A 17869-nucleotide genomic window follows, 5' to 3' on the forward strand; every position below is an offset into this window, starting at 1 on the left:
CCAGCGTAACCCTTTGATTCTCTTGACGTGTGGTGGGCAACCATCGAGGCCGCCGTCTCCCGGGCTACGGGCTGACAACTACTACTATCGAGGTGCGCAATGTCCCGCGTATGCCAGGTTTCCGGCAAGCGAGTGCAGACGGGTAACAACGTCTCGCACGCCAACAACAAGACCCGTCGTCGTTTCCTGCCGAATCTGCACGAGCGCCGTTTCTGGGTGGCCAGCGAGAACCGCTGGGTCAAGCTTCGTGTTTCCGCGCATGCACTGCGCACCATCGACAAGAACGGCATTGATTCCGTTCTGGCTGAGCTGCGTGCGCGCGGCGAAAAGGTCTGAGGAGTAAAGCATCATGGCAGGCAAGCGCGATAAGGTCCGTATGATTTCCTCGGCCGGTACCGGCCACTTCTACACGACCGACAAGAACAAGAAGAACACCCCGGGGAAGATGGAATTCCTGAAGTACGATCCGGTCGTGCGCAAGCACGTCCTGTACAAGGAAGGCAAGATCAAGTAATCCGCAAGGATTGCTGATCCCCGCGAAGAAACCCGCCCTTGTGGCGGGTTTTTTCATGCCTGGCATCCAGGTGGTGGGTGCCGACCGTTGGTCGGCACGCTCTCCCCGCACCCGGTAGCTGTCGACCCTGGTCGACACGCTGGCTCTCTGCCGTCGGTTCGAAAGGCAGTCGAGCATGGCTCGACTCTACAAATCCTGCTGGGCAGAATGGCCCATCACCTCCCGACGGGCGACGCGATGCTGTTCGAGTGGTTGCTGGGTTCGTATCTGCTGCTGATCGACTGGCTGATCCGGCTGGTCGCGCTGTGCTGGATTCCCACCCGCACCACGCCGGGGGCGGCGCGCAGCTGGCTGCTGCTGGTGGGCTTCGTGCCGCTGCTGGGCCTGCCGCTGTACCTGCTGTTCGGCCACCCGTGGCTTTCGCGTGAGCGCATCCGCCGCCAGGCCGAGGCCTCGCAGGTCATCCGCGAGGAACAGGCGCTGCAGCATCGCCTGCGCTGGACACCGCAGCCGGACACCGCCAGCGCCGAAATCGTGCCGCTGGTGCAGCGCCAGGGCGATTTCATGCCGGTGCACGGCAACGCCGTCGACCTGCTGACCGACTACGACGAATCGCTGCACACGCTGATTGCCGACATCGACCAGGCCGAAGACCGCGTGCACCTGCTGTACTACCTGATGTTCGATGACGCGGTCGGCGAGGCCATTGTCGAGGCCCTGCAGCGAGCGGCTGCACGCGGCGTGCAGTGCCGCGTGCTGCTCGACGCGGTGGGCGCCAAGCGCGGCCTGCGCGCCTATCGCAAGCGCCTGCAGGCGCGCGACATCGAGGTACGCGCGATGCTGCCCGGCGGCCTGCGCTGGCGCCGCAGCGGGCGCATGGACCTGCGCAACCATCGCAAGATCGCGGTGATCGACAACGAAGTGGCCTATGTCGGTTCGCAGAACCTGGCCGGCCCGCAGTTCGTGCCCGGCCACCCGAACCGCGAGCTGGTGGCGCGCGTGCGTGGCCCGGCAGTGGCGCACCTGGAAGCGGTGTTCGCCAGCGACTGGTACATGGAAACCGGCCAGCGCCTGGACGTGATTGCCGATGTGCCCGAGTGCAGCGACGACATCGCCACCCAGCTGCTGCCCAGCGGCCCGGCCTACCCGTACAGCAACGCGCGCGATGCGGTTGCGGCGCTGATTCATCTGGCGCGGCGCCGGCTGGTGATGGTGACCCCGTATTTCGTGCCCGACGAGGCCACGTTGAGCGCGCTGCGTATCGCCGCATTGTCCGGCGTGCAGGTGCAGCTGATCCTCTCGGCCAGCAACAACCAGCGGCTGACCTCGTGGGCGCAGGAGGCGTACTACGACGAGCTGCTGCGCTGTGGCGTGCGCATCGCGCTGTACGAGCCGCAGTTCCTGCACGCCAAGCACATGAGCGTGGACGAGGACATCGCCGTGCTCGGCTCGATCAACATGGACATCCGCTCGTTCGCGCTGAATGCCGAGATCGGCCTGGTCTGCTACGACCGCGCGCTGGTGCAGCAGCTGTGTGCGATCGAGGATGGCTACCTGCGCGAGTCGCGGCAGCTGGACCTGCAGCAGTGGCGCAGCCGCCCCACGTGGCGGCGCAGCCGCGAAGGCATCGCACGGCTGGCCGATGCGTTGATGTGAGGCGGCGGCAATCGCCCGCTTCGGCAACCCGGCCCGTCATCGCCGATGGCCTACAATCGGCGCATGACTGATTCACCGCGTAATGGCGAACTGGACCTGGCGATCATCGGTGGTGGTGCGGCCGGGGTGCTGGTGGCGATCCAGGTACTGCGCCAGGCCCACGCGCCGCTGGCGCTGGCCATCTTCGAACCCGCCTCGCAGCTGGCCCAGGGTATCGCTTATGCCACGCCATGGCCGGAGCACCTGCTGAACGTACCGGCGGCAAAGATGAGTGCGTTTGCCGACCAGCCCGGCGATTTCCTCGACTACCTGACGGCTGCCAACGCCTACCCGGGCGAGGCGCGCGAGGTGCTGGGCGAGCGTTACGTGTGTCGCCATTACTTTGCTGCCTACCTGCAGCAGCGCCTGCAGGAGGCCGCCGCGGCGAGCCCGGCGCAGCTGCAGGTGATCGCGCAGCCGGTACTGGGCCTGCAGCCGGATGACCACGGCTACCAGCTGACACTCGGCGATGGCAGCACGCTGCATGCCGCGCAGGCGGTGCTCGCCACCGGCAACAGCATGCGACCGCTGCCGGTGGCTGGTGCCGACGCACTGCCCGCCGATGACGTGATCGAGGCCTGGGACTACGACGGTGTGCGTACCCTGGCCGGCGACCAGGCCGTGGCCATTGTCGGCTCCGGCCTGAGCATGGCCGACACCGTGCTGGCACTGGTCGCCGCCGGTCATACCGGCCCGCTGCATGTGATCTCGCGCCATGGCCTGCTGCCGTTGCCGCACGCGCACGGCGGCCTGCCCAGCTTCGATCCGGCGGTGCTGCTGCCGATGAACCTGCGCCAGCGCCTGCGTGCGCTGCGTGGCTTCGCCCGTCAAGCGCAGGCCGATGGCCTGCCGTGGCAGGGCGTGATGGACCGCATCCGTCCGCACGGGCAGGCGCTGTGGTGCAGCCTCGACGAGGCCGACCAGCGTCGTTTCCTGCGCCATGTGGTGCGCTACTGGGACGTGCATCGCCACCGCATCGCCGAAGAGGTCGACGCACAGCTGCAGGCGCTGACCGAAAGCGGCCAACTGCGCATTCACCGGTCCCGCCTGCAATCCGTCGGCCGCGAAGGCGATGCCCTGCGGCTGTCGGGTCGCGATGCCAACGGCAATGAACAGCACTGGACGATCGGCGGTGTGGTCAACGCCACCGGCGTGGAAACCCGCGCCAACGCGTTGCGCAATCCGTTGCTGCAGCAGCTGCAGGCCGAGGGCCTGGCACGCCCCGGCCCGCATGGGCTGGGCCTGGACAGTACGGTGCCGGGCGACCGCCTGCGCAGCGCCAGTGGCCAGCCGCAGGCACGGCTGGGCGTGCTCGGCAGCCTGCGCATCGGCAGCCTGTGGGAAAGCCTGGCGGTGCCTGAACTGCGTCAGCAGGCGCAGGCGCTGGCCACCGAAGTGGTCGCAGGAGCCGCGACGGCGATGCCGTAAAATGGGGGCATGGATGTCTCCCACCTGCTTGATGGCCTGAACCCGGCCCAGCGCGAAGCCGTCTCCGCTCCCCCCGGCCACCACCTGGTGCTGGCCGGTGCCGGTTCCGGCAAGACCCGCGTACTCACCCACCGCATCGCCTGGCTGCATGAAGTCGATGGCGTGCCGACCCACGGCATTTTCGCGGTGACCTTCACCAACAAGGCGGCCGGCGAAATGCGCCACCGCATCGACGCCCAGCTGCCCCATGGCAGCCGCGGCATGTGGATCGGCACCTTCCACGGCCTGGCCAACCGCCTGCTGCGTCTGCACTGGCAGGACGCGAAGCTGCCTGAAGGCTTCCAGGTGATGGACTCGGACGACCAGCTGCGGCTGGTCAAGCGCGTGGTACAGGCACTGGAACTGGACGACGGCAAATACCCGGCCAAGCAGATCGCGTGGTGGATCAACGCGCAGAAGGACGAAGGTCGCCGCCCGCAGCACATCCAGCCCGAACCGCACGATGCGTGGCTGGAAACCATGCGCCAGGCCTACATCGAGTACCAGGCGCGCTGCGACCGCGCAGGCCTGGTCGACTTCGCCGAGCTGCTGCTGCGCGCGCACGAACTGCTGCGCGACAACCCGGCGCTGCTGTCGCATTACCGCGCCCGCTTCCGCGAGATCCTGGTGGACGAGTTCCAGGACACCAATGCCATCCAGTACGCCTTCGTGCGCGTGCTGGCCGGCGATTCCGGCCACGTGTTCGTGGTCGGTGACGATGACCAGGCCATCTACGGCTGGCGCGGCGCCAAGGTCGAGAACGTGCAGGGCTTCCTGCGCGACTTCCCGGGTGCGCAGACCATCCGCCTGGAGCAGAACTACCGCTCCACCGCCAACATCCTCGGCGCCGCCAACGCGGTGATCGCGCACAACCCGGACCGCATCGGCAAGCAGCTGTGGACCGACAGCGGCGACGGCGAGCCGATCGACCTGTATGCCGCGTACAACGAGATGGACGAGGCACGCTACATCGTCGAGCGCGCCCGTCAGTGGGTGCGCGACGGTGGCAGCTACACTGAAGTGGCCGTGCTCTACCGCAGCAACGCGCAGTCGCGCGCGCTGGAAGAAGCGCTGCTGAGTGAACAGGTGCCGTACCGGGTGTATGGCGGCATGCGCTTCTTCGAGCGTGCCGAAATCAAGGATGCACTGGCCTACCTGCGCCTGCTGTCCAACCGCAACGATGACGCCGCCTTCGAGCGCGCGGTCAACACGCCCACCCGGGGCATCGGCGACCGCACGCTGGACGAAGTGCGCCGCGAGGCGCGTGCGCAGGGCATTTCGTTGTGGGAAGCGACGATGCTGGTCACCCAGGGCAGCGCGCTGGCCGCACGTGCGCGCAATGCACTGGCCGGCTTCCTGGGGCTGGTCAACGAGCTGCAGGCGCAGACCGTGCACATGACGCTGGCCGAGCGCGTGGACCACGTGCTGGCCCGCTCGCAGCTGCGCGAGCACTGGAGCAAGGAAAGCCGCAATTCGCTGGACTCGGAATCGCGCACCGACAACCTCGACGAACTGGTATCGGTCGCCTCGCGCTTCGTGCGCCGCGCCGACGACGTCGAGGAAGTGGGCGAGGACATGGACGAGCTGGTCGCGTTCCTGGCCTATGCCGCGCTGGAGGCCGGTGAAGGCCAGGCGCAGGCCGGCGAGGACGGTGTGCAGTTGATGACCCTGCACTCGGCCAAGGGCCTGGAATTCCCGCTGGTGTTCCTGGCAGGCATGGAAGACGGCCTGTTCCCCAGCGCACGTTCGCTGGAAGAAAGCGGGCGGCTGGAGGAAGAGCGTCGCCTGGCCTACGTCGGCATCACCCGCGCGCGCCAGAAGCTGGTGCTGAGCTATGCCGAATCGCGCCGCATCCATGGCCAGGACAACTACAGCCTGCCGTCGCGCTTCCTGCGCGAGATTCCGCGCGAGCTGCTGCACGAAGTCCGCCCGAAGGTGCAGGTCTCGCGACCGGCCTCGATGGGCGCCAGCCGGGTGATGGGCCATGCCTCGATCGAGGCACCGCCGGTCAAGCTCGGCGCGCTGGTCACCCATCCCAAGTTCGGCGAAGGCATGGTGACCGACTACGAAGGCAGCGGCGCGCACGCCCGCGTGCAGGTCGAATTCGCCGACGCCGGCAGCAAGTGGCTGGTGATGGCCTACGCCAACCTGACGGTGATCTGATCACCGTCAGTGGCGGGAATTCCTGTAGAGCCGAGCCATGCTTGGCTGCTTTTACCGCCAAAAGCAGCCGAGCATGGGCTCGGCTCTACAATAGGCGGCACTTCTTTCAGGAACGCTCCCATGACCGAACCCGCGCTGCACGTCACCGTGACGTTGAATGCCCGGCTGCAGCCCGAACATCGCCACGAACTGTTCGAGGACCCACTCGATGCGCTGCTGCAGGCGGCCAATGTCGGCGAGATCACCGGCGGCGGCACGGCGATGTCCGACCTGGGTGAGGTCGAATACGGCGATATCGAAGTGGCGCTGGTCGATGCCGATGGCGTGCCCAAGCTGATCGACCTGCTGGAGCAGCTGGGTGCACCGAAGGGCTCGAAGATCCAGGGCGCGGGTGAAGCCGATCGCAGCTTCGGCGTGACCGAGGGCCTGGGCATCTACCTGGATGGCCTGAACCTGCCGGACGAGGTCTACGAACAGTGCGATTCCAACCACGTGTTCGAGCAGCTGTCGGAGAACATCGACGGCCTGGGCGAGATCTGCAGCTGGTGGCAGGGCCCGAGCGAGACCGCGCTGTACATGTACGGCCAATCGTTCGAGGCGATGCGCGATGCGATTGACGGGTTCGTGGCCAGCTACCCGCTGTGCCAGAACGCGCGGATCGTGCAGATCGCCTGAAGGCGGGCCTGATGTAGAGCCGAAGGTAGCGGCAGGAGCCGCTGCCAACGTCGCTTGCGACGGCCCGAAGGGTGCCGGTCAGGACGACCGGCATAGCCCATGCTCGGCTGCTTCTGGCGGGAAAAGCAGCCGAGCATGGGCTCGGCTCTACAGAAGCAGGCTATCGGCCGGCTGACTGCCGGGCGTTGTCGCGCTGGGCAAGATCCTTGCCCAGGTAATAACCGCCGCAGAACAGCACGAAGGCGGCGATGAGGCTCCACAGGATGATCCTTAGCGGGGAGCGTGGTGTCGGCTTGCCGTCCTGCATGCGGGTTCTCCCAAGGCGGCGCGGCGCCGCCTACCCAGCTTGCGCCGCAGTGATCGGGTACGCAAGCCGGCGGTGCGCACACGCCGCTGCGCGGCGCCGGATTGATCCTGCTCAAGGCGCAGCCTGCACATCCGGTGTGTAATGGTGTCGTTCCCATCTGGCAGATCGCCACGGAGCCCTACCATGTACAAGCGCATCCTGATTGCCACCGACGGGTCCGAGCTGGCCGACAAGGGCTTGGCCAAGGGCCTGGAGCTGGCCAAGGACCTCAATGCCGAGGTCGATATCGTGACTGTGTCCGAGCCGTGGGCCGTCGGCATGTACGACGCCATGGGCTGGAGCGTGGGCTACATGAACAGCCCGGAGTACAAGGCCGACCGCGAGGAAGGCGCGCAGAAGGTGCTGCAGCCGGCGCTGGCCAAGGCCGCCGAGCAGGGCATCACCGCCAACCCGGTGCACGTGCTGGACCGCTACGCGGCCGACGGCATCATCGAGACGGCGGCCGAGCGCAACAGCGACCTGATCGTGATGACCTCGCATGGCCGCCGGGGCATGACCCGCGTGCTGCTGGGCAGCCAGACCGCCGAGGTGCTGGCGCGCAGCACGCTGCCGGTGCTGGTCATCCGCTGATTCAAGTGTTCCCGGGGAGGGGACCCGACGCCGGCCGCAGGATGCGCGCCGGCGTTGTTTTTTGTGGGGGGCGGGGTGGATCCACGCATGGCGTGGATCTACTGAGTTGCAGGGATCCGACCCCGGTCACATCACCAGCTGTACAGCTTCCAGTACACCGGCGACACGCCATCCTTGTCGTTGTCGAATCGGCCATCGCCGTTCTTGTCGTACATGTAGAACGGGGCACCGCGCGACGGCGTCACCTTGACCATGCGCAGCTGGCCGGACACACGGTATTCCTCGATGACATCGCCGTTGTCCATAGTGCGCTTGGAGACATCGGCGCCCTTGACGTCCACCGGGGGAGCACCTGCGCCACCCATGCTGGCGCAGCCAGCGAGCAGGAGCAGGGAAGCCAGCATCAGGGTCTTCATCGGCAGGGGCCTTTGCCTGGAGAGAGCCCTGATTATGCCCCATCGCCAGGTGCGTGCCGTGTCGTCGCGGTGCAGGCACGGGCGCGTAGAATCGGCGCATGAGCAGATTAGTCCTGATCGACGGGTCCAGTTACCTGTACCGCGCGTTCCACGCGCTGCCGCCCCTGTCCAATGCACAGGGTGAGCCCACCGGCGCGCTGTTCGGCGTGGTCAACATGCTGCGTTCGACGCTGAAGGAGCGCCCGGCCTACGTCGCGTTCGTGGTCGATGCGCCCGGCAAGACCTTCCGTGATGACCTGTACGACCAGTACAAGGCCAACCGCCCGCCGATGCCCGATGAGCTGCGGAGCCAGGTCGAGCCGATGTGCCGCATCGTCGAAGCGCTGGGCATCAGCATCCTGCGCATCCCCGGCGTGGAAGCCGACGATGTGATCGGCACGCTTGCGCTGCAGGGCCTGGCGCAGGACCTGAAGGTGACCATCTCCACCGGCGACAAGGACTTCGCCCAGCTGGTGCGCCCGGGTATCGAGCTGGTCAATACCATGACCGGCAGCCGCATGGATTCCGACGCGGCGGTGATGGACAAGTTCGGCGTGCGCGCCGATCAGATCGTCGACCTGCTGGCGCTGATGGGCGACGCGGTCGACAACGTGCCGGGCGTGGAGAAGTGCGGGCCGAAGACCGCTGCCAAGTGGCTGGCCGAGTACCAGCACCTGGACGGGGTGATGGCGGCCGCGCCGACCATGAAGGGCAAGATCGGCGAGAACCTGCGCGCCGCGCTGGAGCGCCTGCCGCTGAACCGCGAGCTGGTGACCATCCGCACCGACCTGGCGCTCGAGGCCAGCCCGACCAGCCTGGCGCTGCGCGAGCAGGACGTGCCGGAGCTGACCGAACTGTATACGCGCTACGGCTTCACCCAGGCCCTGAAGGAACTGGGTGCGCCTGTGCCGGCGCCGGCAGCGGCCAGCGAGGCCACCCCGAGCCTGCGCGGTACCGCGGCCGGCTTCGCGCGGGGCAGCGCCGAGGCGCCCGCCGCCGGCACGCTGGATCCGGCACTGTCCGCGCCGGGTGAATACGAGACCGTTCTGACCGCCGAGCAGCTGCAGGCCTGGGTCGAGCGCCTGCAGCAGGCCGACCTGATCAGCTTCGACACTGAAACCGATGCGCTGGACGCGATGCGCGCGCGCCTGGTCGGCATCAGCCTGGCGGTCGAGCCGGGCAGGGCGGCCTACATTCCGGTGGGTCATGATTACCCGGGGGCTCCGGTCCAGCTGCCAGCGCAGCAGGTGCTGGACGCACTGCGCCCGGCGCTGCAGGACCCGGCGAAGAAGAAGCTGGGCCAGCATGGCAAGTACGACCTGCATGTGCTGCGCCGCCACGGCGTGGACGTGCAGGGCTACCACGACGACACCATGCTCGAGAGCTTCGTGCTCAACTCCACCGCCACCCGTCACGACATGGATTCGCTGGCCCTGCGTTACTTGGGCTACAGCACCGTCAAGTTCGAGGACGTGGCCGGCAAGGGCGCCAAGCAGATTCCGTTCTCGCAGGTGGGCATCGACGAAGCCAGCCGCTATGCGGCCGAAGACGCCGACATCACCCTGCGCCTGCATCGCGCGCTGCAGCCGCAGCTGCTGGCCGAGCCGGCGCTGGACAGCGTGTACCGCGACATCGAGATGCCGCTGGTGCCGGTGCTGGCCAGCATCGAAGCCAACGGCGTGCGGATCGACACCGACGAGCTGCGCCGGCAGAGCCAGGACCTGTCCTCGCGCATGCTGGCCGCGCAGCAGAAGGCCACCGAGCTGGCCGGCCGCAGCTTCAACCTGGATTCGCCCAAGCAGTTGCAGGCGGTGCTGTTCGACGAGTTGAAGCTGCCGGCGGTGGTGAAGACCCCGAAGGGCCAGCCCAGCACCAATGAAGAGGCGCTGGAGGCGATTGCCGACCAGCATGAACTGCCGCGGGTGATCCTCGACTACCGCGGATTGGCCAAGCTGCGCAGCACCTACACCGACAAGCTGCCGGAGATGGTCAACCCGGACACCGGCCGGGTGCATACCAGTTACCACCAGTCCGGTGCCGCCACCGGCCGCCTGTCCTCATCGGACCCGAACCTGCAGAACATCCCGATCCGCACCGAGGACGGCCGCCGCATCCGCCGCGCGTTCGTGGCGCCGGAGGGCTTCCAGCTGCTGGCCGCCGACTATTCGCAGATCGAGCTGCGGATCATGGCCCACCTGTCCGAGGATCCGGGCCTGGTGCGCGCCTTCGAGCAGGGCGCCGACGTGCACCGCGCCACCGCCGCCGAGGTGTTCGGGCGCACGCTGGAGGAGGTGACCCCGAACGAGCGCCGCGCCGCCAAGGCGATCAACTTCGGCCTGATGTACGGCATGAGCGCCTTCGGCCTGGCCCGCAATCTGGGCATCGACCGTGGCCAGGCACAGGACTACGTGGCGCTGTACTTCAGCCGCTATCCGGGCGTGCGCGACTTCATGGAGCGGATGCGCCAGCAGGCCCGCGACCAGGGCTATGTGGAAACCCTGTTCGGCCGCCGCCTGTACCTGAACGACATCCACGCCCGCAACCAGGGCCTGCGTGCCGGGGCCGAGCGCGCCGCGATCAACGCGCCGATGCAGGGCACAGCCGCCGACATCATCAAGCGCGCGATGGTGGATGTGGACCAGTGGCTGCGCGACAGCGGGGCACCGGCACGGATGATCCTGCAGGTGCACGATGAACTGGTGTTCGAAACCGAAAGCAGTTTCGTCGAAGACTTGCGCTTGCAGGTGGTGGAACGCATGTCGCAAGCGGCCAAACTGCGGGTGCCGCTGGTGGTCGATACGGGCGTCGGCAGCAACTGGGATGAAGCGCACTGACCGCATTCCGGGCCGAAAACGACGTGAATTTGTTCATGAGTCGGGGGTTTCTGACTCGACCATGAATGTTGCCCCGATTGAATTTCATTAAATGGGGCCCCTTCACGAACCGTTAGTGTTCGGAGTGCTTCTATAACTCCCGACAGGCGCAATGCCTGTTGTGGATCTCTCCCATCCCCTGGAGCAGATCTCGGAACGGGGACTCCTCCCCAAGTGCCCGTTCCCCGGCCCCGTTGACCTCCCCCTGGTCAGCGGGGCTTTTTATTTGTGCCGATGGCATACCCCGGGCGCTGATGGGGCAGAGGGATCTGACCCCAGGTGCTAGGCTGGGCCACCGTTCCGCAGGGGAAGACCATGCCCGACCTGTTCGCCCTGGCCATGCCGTGGTGGGAATTCATCCTGCGCGCGGTGGTGGTCTACGTCGTGGTGCTGGGCATGGTCCGGCTGGGCGGCAAGCGGGCTCTGGGGCAGATCACGCCGTTCGACGTGCTGCTGATCGTGCTGCTGGGCAACGCGGTGCAGAACGCGCTGCTGGGCACGGATACCTCGCTGGGCGGCGGCCTGCTGCTGGCGGCGACCCTGATCCTGCTGAACTACGGGGTGGGCTGGCTCACCACCCGGAATCGGCGCATGGAGCGGTTGATCGAAGGAGAACCCACCGTAATCGCGCGCGATGGTCGCCTGTTCGAGGCGGTACTTCGCCGCGAGCTGATCAGCCGCGCCGACTTCGATGCCGCGCTGCGCCAGCAGGGCGGGCTGCAGATTGAAGATGTGCAGATTGCCCTGCTGGAGACGACAGGGCACATCACCATCATCGCGCGGAAGGGCAGCTGACCAGCGGCGAGCCCACGCCCCGCGCGACGACACCCCTCAGAGCCAGTCGCGCGGCACCAGGTAATCGGCCAGGCGCGATTCGGGGCTGCCGGGTTCGGGCGAGAAGCCGTATTCCCAGCGCACCCGCGGCGGCAGGCTCATCAGGATGCTTTCGCTGCGGCCACCGCTCTGCAGCCCGAACAGGGTGCCGCGGTCGTAGACCAGGTTGAATTCCACGTAGCGGCCGCGGCGGTACAGCTGGAACTCGCGTTCGCGCTCGCCATAGATGGCGTCCTTGCGCTGCTGCACGATCGGCAGGTAGGCGTCGAGGAAGCCATCGCCGACCGCGCGCAGATAATCGAAATCGCGCTCGAAGTCGCCGTGCAGGTCGTCGAAGAACAGACCGCCGACGCCGCGCGTTTCGTTGCGGTGGCGCAGGAAGAAGTACTCATCACACCAGCGCTTGTGCGCGGCGTAGCGTTCGTCGCCGAACGGTGCACACAGATCGCGTGCGACCCGGTGCCAGTGCTGCACGTCCTCGTCGAACGGGTAGAACGGGGTCAGGTCGAAGCCGCCGCCGAACCAGCTGGCCACCACTTCACCGTCGCGCTGCGCCTGGAAAAAGCGCACGTTGGCATGGGTGGTCGGCACGTACGGGTTGAGCGGGTGGAACACCAGCGACACGCCGGTGGCGCGCCAGGAGGCGCCCGCCAGTTCCGGGCGGTTGGCCGAGGCCGACGGCGGCAGGCGGCTGCCAGCAACGTCGGAGAAGCCGATGCCGGCCTGCTCGAACACCGCACCGTCGCGCAGCACGCGGGTACGCCCGCCACCGCCCTCTGCACGCTGCCACAGGTCTTCCTGGAAGCGGGCCCGGCCATCGACGGCCTCGATCGCCGCACAGATGCGGTCCTGCAGGTCGGTGAGGTAGGTGCGCACGCGCTCGAATTCATTCATGGCGCGTACTTTACCGCAGGGCCGGGGAGGCAAGCCCCTTACTGCTTGTGGTTGGGGGTGCGTGGCGCCGGTCCGGTCTGATCCTCGTCCGCCGACTGCTCCTGGACAGCACGCTGCAAGGCCTGGCCGAAACCCAGCAAGCTCCAGTTGCGCGTCGCCAGCACGTCACATGCCACGTGGCGGCCACTGCCCTCGGCCTCGCAGACGGCCTCAAGCATGGGGCGGACGTCCACACTGCTGCTGTTCTCCATCACGCTGGCCAGGTTTTCACAGCCTTCGCGGATGCCGGCCTGGCACACCTTCTGGTAGTGCTGGCTGGCCTCGACCCACTTCCCGCCCAGCGCGGCGCGGCTGCCCAGCACATTGCAGCCCTGCATCCTGCCGGCCGCGCAGCAGGTTTCTGCTTCGCCGTCGACCGACGCGCGTGGGCAATCCTGCGGGAATGGGATTTCGTCGAACACCAGCGGTGCGCTGCACTGGGCACTTCCCGGCTGTCGCTGGAAGCGCTCAAAACGCATCGAATCGTCCAGCCCCAGCAGGTCACCGTTGGCCAACGGTTGCAGCACGTAGTCACCCCCCAGCTCGTGGCGCATGCGGATCTGGCCGTCCTGCACGCGTGCACGCACCCGCGAACCGTAGCCCACCTCCACCAGTCCACCATCGCCGAACGTCAGTTCGTCCAACAGCCCGCCGGAGGCCACGTAGTGGCCACAGGGCACGGCGCTGGCGGCCTGCGGCAACAGCTCCCCATCCAGCGCCCGCAGTGCAGCCGCCTGCCGGCAGGACGTCTCGTTGCCGCCTTCGCAGGCCATCTGCAACGCCGCCCTGCCGTCCTGCAGATTGCCGGCGGTCCACTGCAGGGTGGCAACCTCCATGCAGAAGTCACTTTCACCCACCTGCGTGCATAGGTCCTGCAGGCGCTGCAATCGCGCGTCGGACAGCGCAGGCTTGGCTGCAGGCGAGAACACTTCAACCATCTTGGCCGCCATCGAGGCCGTGCGGATGGCAGTGGCGACGGCCTCGACCAGCTCTGGCCGCTCTTCCAGGATGGCCATGCAGGCCTCGGTGTCGGCCGCAGGGTCATCCTTGCGACACTGGCGGGGGAAGTCCATCTCGGCCATCTCCTTTTCCATCGTGGCCTGTATCACCGCGATCTGTGCTTCGGTCGGTGTATCGCTGCCGGGGGCCTGGTCAGCCTCGCGATAGCGATCGGGCAGGCGCTGGCACAGAAATGGAACCCCTTCGGCACAGGCCGATTCCAGCGCCGTCAGGCTCAGCTCATGATGATGCCTGTCAAGGCAGCGCTGGGCATCTGCCAGGCAGCTGCCTGGCGCGTGCTCGACCGGGGGCAGGCACGCCGCTGGCTGGATCAGGCGGTAGCGCGTGTTGCCCTGCTGCAGGACGCGACCGCCACGCTGGACGTTCAGTCCAGATGTAACTCCGAAGGTGAGGTTGACGAGGCTCAGCTCGCCATCGATCTCTTGGACAACGAAGGGCCGATCAGAGATGTGCGTGTTCTTCGCCACCCCGCGGTCAGGCCCATCCACGCGCAGCTGGTTGCCACCGCCTTCGGCCGCGAATAGGCCACAGCGTGGCAGACCGGTTGCGGCCGCCTGCTGCGCCCAGGTCAGCAGCAACAAGGCAATGAAGGCCGGAATCAGGTGGCGTGGGGCGAAAGGAGGCATCTTGGAGCCAGGGCAGAAAGACGCGGGCCACGATAGCCAACCGCCACCGATCCGCAATCAAACCCGCTGGAACGCCTGTGCTGCGGTCACGGCGTCTGTGCCGGGCAGGTCGTTCGCGTCAAAAATGCCGGGAGCGAGAGCTCAGCGGAAGCGCGCGCGCACGTCGGGGCGCAGCAGGCGCCAGGCCAGCCAGCCCTGCAGGCCGAGAAGCACGAACGACATGCCGACCACGGTCAGCGTGATCAGCCAGCGTTTCAGCTGCAGCTCCTGCAGCAGGGCCGGGTCATCGGCCAGCAATGGGATGAGGTCGCGCATGAACACGTCCAGCCACCAGGCGACTGCGAAGTTGCTCAAGCCGCTCAACAGCAGCAGCACCACGAAGCTCCACAGGCCCCAGCGACGTTCACGCAGCAGGCCCCAGCTGGACACGGTCGAGGCCAGGCACAACAGCGCGACGATCATTGACGCGGCCACCGGGTGCGCCAGCAGCCAGACCAGGCTGTGCAGCTGCTGGTGCTGCACTTCGCTTTCCACCAGGTGCCACAGCGCAAGGTGGTTCAGCGGCCACAGCACCAGTCCCTGCAGCACGAAGTAGATCGTCAGCAGCAGTGACAGCCAGAACGAGGCCTGTGCCACCGGGCGCACCCAGGCGTGATAGGCCGGGGACGGCGGCGAGGGGATCGACGGGATCGACATTGACATCCGATGTCCTTGCAGTCGTCGCCCGCCTGCTCAGCGGACCGTCACCCGGGTGGCGACCGCCGGCAGGATATGGTGTTCGCTCAAGGGTGCCAAGGGCAGGCCATGCGGCGGTTGCAGCGGCACCCAGGCCAGCTCGGCGATCTCGGCGCGCGCCTGCGGCGCACCGTCCACCTGCACCCACCAGGCCTGTGCCTGCACGCGGTGGCCGGGCTCGTTTACCGCCCAGTCCTCGAACGTGCCCAGCGCGATGGCGGCATCGGCGCACAGCTGTACCCCCAGTTCTTCGTCCAGCTCGCGGGCCAGCGCCTGCAGGGGCGCTTCGCCGGGTTCGGGCTTGCCACCTGGCTGGATGAAGCGGCGCGCACCGTGCTTGCGCACCACCAGCGCCTGGCCGCGGTCATCCAGGATGACCGCAGCCACGATCCGGATCGTGGCTGCGGCGTTGCTCACTTCAGGTTCTGCTCGAACAGCTTGAGGATGCGCTTGTACTGGTCCAGCCAGGAATCGGCGCGGACGTAGCCGTGGCGCTCCAGCGGATATGGTGCGATCGACCAGTTGTCCTTGTGCAGTTCGATCAGGCGCTGGGTCAGGTTCACCGAATCCTGGAAGAACACGTTGTCATCCATCATGCCGTGGGCGATCAGCAGGTTGTCCTGCAGGTTCTGTGCATATTCGATCGGCGAGGAAACGCGGTACGCCTCCGGGTCGATGTCCGGGGTGTTGAGGATGTTGCTGGTGTAGCCGTGGTTGTAGTTGTGCCAGTCCACCACCGGGCGCAGCGCGGCGCCGGCCTTGAAGGTGCCCGGTGCACGGAACAGCGCCATGAAGGTCATGAAACCGCCGTAGGAACCACCGTAGATGCCGGCGTGGTCGCGGTCACCCTGCTGGGTGTCGACCAGCCAGTCCAGGCCGTCCTTGTAGTCTTCCAGTTCCGGGTGGCCCATGTTGCGGTAGATCGCCGTGCGCCAGTCGCGGCCGTAGCCCTCGCTGCCGCGGTAATCCATGTCCAGCACGATGTAGCCCTTCTGCACCAGCAGGTTGTGGAACATCTGCTCGCGGAAGTAGGCCGGGTAGCGCTGGTGCACGTTCTGCAGGTAGCCGGCGCCGTGCACGAACATCACGATCGGGTACTTCTTCCCCGGTTCCTTGTTTTCCGGTTCGTAGTACTTGGCCCAGACCACGCCAGCACCATGCTTGGACGGCACTGCCACCAGCTTCGGCTGGATCCACTGGCGCGCCTTGTAGTCGGCGGTGCGGGTGTCGGTCAGCACGCGTGCCTGGCCACCGGCACTGGGCAGCACGGCCAGCTGCGGCGGCAGGTAGGCGCCGGAGTAGCGCACCAGCAGCTGCTGGCCGTCCGGCGACAGCGAGAAATCCTCCACGCCGTTGAGGCTGGTCAGCTCGCGCACCTGGCGGCTGCCGGTGTCGACCGCGCAGACTTCGTAGTCATGCGGCGCCTGCTGGTTGCACAGGAAGTAGAAGCCCTTGCCATCGGCCGACGGCACCGGCGCCGAGGTTTCCCACTTGCCGCTGGTCAGCGCCTGCGGCTTGGCCGTGCCGGCCTGGGTATACAGGTGCGAGAAGCCCGATTCCTCCGACAGCAGCCACAGCGTGCGGCCATCGGCCATCCAGCCGAAATCGTTGAAGCCCCAGTTGATCCAGGCGTTGTCGGTCAGGCGGTGGCGGTTCTGTACACGGCCGTCGGCAGCGTTGACGCTGATGATCCAGCGGTCCTTGTTGTCGTTGGCACGCAGCATCACCGCGGCCTGCTGGCCATCGGCGCTCCAGCGGATGCCGCCGCCCATGAAGTCGCTCATCACCTGCACGCTGCGCTCACCCTTCAGCGCGTCCTTGCCGGCCTTGCGGCGCAGTTCGGCCAGCGGGTCGGTGCTGATGCCCGGCAGGCTGGCCAGCGAGACCTTTTCGGCCTTGCCGGTGCGCACGTCCACGTACCACAGCGTGTGCGGCTCGAAGCCATTGCGGCCGACGCGGGTGCGGGTGTCCTCGGTTTCCTCGTAACCCGATTCGGTCACATACAGCGGCATCTTGCTGGTGCGGCCGTCGTCGAAGTCCTTCGGCTTGGTCACCACGATCAGGTGGGTGAGGTCCGGCGACAGCACGCTGTCGGCGATCTCCACGTCGGCGCCCAGGTACACCGGGCCCGGCGCACGCGTCGGGTCGGCCTGGCGCCAGCGCTGGTCCTGGTCCTTCAATGCCTCGCGCTGCTCGCGGTCGCGGCGCAGGGTTTCCAGCGTGCGCAGCTGCTGATCGCGCAGCACATCGGCCTTCGGCGGCGTGCGCGGGTCCTTCTCGGCCTTCAGGCTGGCCACCTGCTGCACGCCGCTGGCGGCAGTCCAGTGGAACCAGTTCTGGCCGACGCGCCAGATCACGCCATTGTCGGCGGCGAAGTTCACGTTGCCCGCGCGTTCGTTGCTGCGGGTGAGCTGGGTCAGCGCGCCACTGCGCAGGTCGCGCACGAACACATCGCCATTGCGCACGAAGGCGCTGCGGCTGCGGTTGCGATCGTAGACGGGATCGGCCACGTCCAGGGTGCCGCGCTGGTCATCGGCCACCTGCGCGGCCACGCCGCCGGTCAGCGGCTGGCGGAAGGTGTCGCGTACCGGGCTGCCGCTGCGCTTGAGCTGGTACTCCACCTGCTGGCTGTTCCACGACCACCAGGCCTTCTCGACCGGCGGACCGATCCAGTCCGGGTCGGCCATCGCCTGTTCAATGGTGATCGGCGTCGGCGCGGCGTGCGCGGCCGGTGCGGCCAGCACGGCCGACAGCAGGAGGGACAGGGGCAGCACTCGGGACATGGGCGGACGGCACCAGAAGAGGAAACCGGCCAAGGGTAGCAGCCGTCCGGGCCGGGGGCAGGGGCCACAGGTCATGGCAGCGGCATTGGCAAAGTGGCGCAACCGGTTGCCGTGGTCGCGCATCCATTCTCCTGAACCCGCATCATCCACCGAACAGGA

Annotated in this window: 16 protein-coding genes; 9 read left to right on the plus strand and 7 right to left on the minus strand. The window is 67.2% G+C overall.

Going from position 1 to position 17869, the window contains the following annotated elements; genetic code table 11:
- The first annotated feature begins 99 nt into the window (after nt 1–99).
- The 6 genes from rpmB (at nt 100) to VG543_RS06410 (ending at nt 6514) form a co-directional block, all read left to right on the plus strand.
- Nucleotides 100–336: a 50S ribosomal protein L28 gene (gene rpmB / locus VG543_RS06385; protein ID WP_005411638.1), complete on the plus strand. Its 237-nt coding sequence runs from the start codon at nt 100–102 to the stop codon at nt 334–336.
- A gap of 10 nt (nt 337–346) precedes the next feature.
- Nucleotides 347–514, plus strand: coding sequence for a 50S ribosomal protein L33 (rpmG, locus tag VG543_RS06390; protein ID WP_169411268.1), 168 nt, complete (start codon nt 347–349; stop codon nt 512–514).
- A 237-nt stretch (nt 515–751) separates the two neighbouring features.
- On the plus strand, nt 752–2170 hold the full coding sequence (cls, locus tag VG543_RS06395; protein WP_014648869.1) for a cardiolipin synthase: 1419 nt from the start codon (nt 752–754) through the stop codon (nt 2168–2170).
- Nucleotides 2171–2215: 45 nt separating this feature from the next.
- Nucleotides 2216–3637, plus strand: coding sequence for an FAD/NAD(P)-binding protein (locus tag VG543_RS06400; RefSeq protein WP_423178838.1), 1422 nt, complete (start codon nt 2216–2218; stop codon nt 3635–3637).
- A gap of 9 nt (nt 3638–3646) precedes the next feature.
- Nucleotides 3647–5839 (plus strand): DNA helicase II, encoded by a 2193-nt coding sequence (uvrD, locus tag VG543_RS06405; RefSeq protein WP_423178839.1) that lies wholly within the window; start codon nt 3647–3649, stop codon nt 5837–5839.
- Between the two features lie 120 nt (nt 5840–5959).
- Nucleotides 5960–6514 (plus strand): hypothetical protein, encoded by a 555-nt coding sequence (locus VG543_RS06410; protein WP_155030348.1) that lies wholly within the window; start codon nt 5960–5962, stop codon nt 6512–6514.
- A gap of 160 nt (nt 6515–6674) precedes the next feature.
- Here VG543_RS06410 and VG543_RS06415 read toward each other — a convergent pair whose 3' ends face one another.
- Nucleotides 6675–6821, minus strand: a complete 147-nt coding sequence (locus VG543_RS06415) for a hypothetical protein (protein WP_195763046.1) — start codon at nt 6819–6821, stop codon at nt 6675–6677.
- A 183-nt stretch (nt 6822–7004) separates the two neighbouring features.
- Here VG543_RS06415 and VG543_RS06420 point away from each other — a divergent pair, with 183 nt between their 5' ends.
- Nucleotides 7005–7451, plus strand: a complete 447-nt coding sequence (locus VG543_RS06420) for a universal stress protein (protein ID WP_111102307.1) — start codon at nt 7005–7007, stop codon at nt 7449–7451.
- Between the two features lie 131 nt (nt 7452–7582).
- Here the strand turns inward: VG543_RS06420 and VG543_RS06425 are convergent, their stop codons facing one another.
- Complete coding sequence (locus tag VG543_RS06425) at nt 7583–7867, minus strand: DUF2782 domain-containing protein (RefSeq protein WP_005411628.1); 285 nt, start codon at nt 7865–7867, stop codon at nt 7583–7585.
- Nucleotides 7868–7965: 98 nt separating this feature from the next.
- Between VG543_RS06425 and polA the strand changes: the two genes are divergently transcribed.
- Both polA and VG543_RS06435 read left to right on the plus strand, forming a co-directional pair.
- The gene (gene polA, locus VG543_RS06430; RefSeq protein ID WP_155030347.1) at nt 7966–10740 is read left to right on the plus strand and encodes a DNA polymerase I; all 2775 of its coding nucleotides are present in this window, start codon (nt 7966–7968) and stop codon (nt 10738–10740) included.
- Nucleotides 10741–11094: 354 nt separating this feature from the next.
- The gene (locus VG543_RS06435; RefSeq protein WP_021203514.1) at nt 11095–11574 is read left to right on the plus strand and encodes a DUF421 domain-containing protein; all 480 of its coding nucleotides are present in this window, start codon (nt 11095–11097) and stop codon (nt 11572–11574) included.
- A gap of 36 nt (nt 11575–11610) precedes the next feature.
- On the opposite strand, the gene hemF is transcribed toward VG543_RS06435, so the two are convergent.
- From hemF to VG543_RS06460, 5 genes are all read right to left on the minus strand, one after another.
- Nucleotides 11611–12507, minus strand: coding sequence for an oxygen-dependent coproporphyrinogen oxidase (gene hemF / locus VG543_RS06440; protein WP_021203513.1), 897 nt, complete (start codon nt 12505–12507; stop codon nt 11611–11613).
- Nucleotides 12508–12545: 38 nt separating this feature from the next.
- Nucleotides 12546–14192 (minus strand): hypothetical protein, encoded by a 1647-nt coding sequence (locus VG543_RS06445; RefSeq protein ID WP_423178840.1) that lies wholly within the window; start codon nt 14190–14192, stop codon nt 12546–12548.
- 141 nt (nt 14193–14333) lie between these two features.
- Entirely contained in the window at nt 14334–14894 is a 561-nt protein-coding gene (locus VG543_RS06450) for a hypothetical protein (RefSeq protein ID WP_111102304.1), read from the minus strand.
- A 30-nt stretch (nt 14895–14924) separates the two neighbouring features.
- Nucleotides 14925–15344, minus strand: coding sequence for an NUDIX hydrolase (locus tag VG543_RS06455; RefSeq protein ID WP_134732117.1), 420 nt, complete (start codon nt 15342–15344; stop codon nt 14925–14927).
- Nucleotides 15341–17710, minus strand: a complete 2370-nt coding sequence (locus tag VG543_RS06460; RefSeq protein ID WP_227852344.1) for a S9 family peptidase — start codon at nt 17708–17710, stop codon at nt 15341–15343. Before VG543_RS06460 ends, VG543_RS06455 begins: the two co-directional genes overlap by 4 nt.
- Nucleotides 17711–17869: the final 159 nt, after the last annotated feature.

Source organism: Stenotrophomonas sp. CASM101 (assembly GCF_049384845.1).
GTDB classification, from domain to species: Bacteria; Pseudomonadota; Gammaproteobacteria; order Xanthomonadales; family Xanthomonadaceae; genus Stenotrophomonas; species Stenotrophomonas hibiscicola.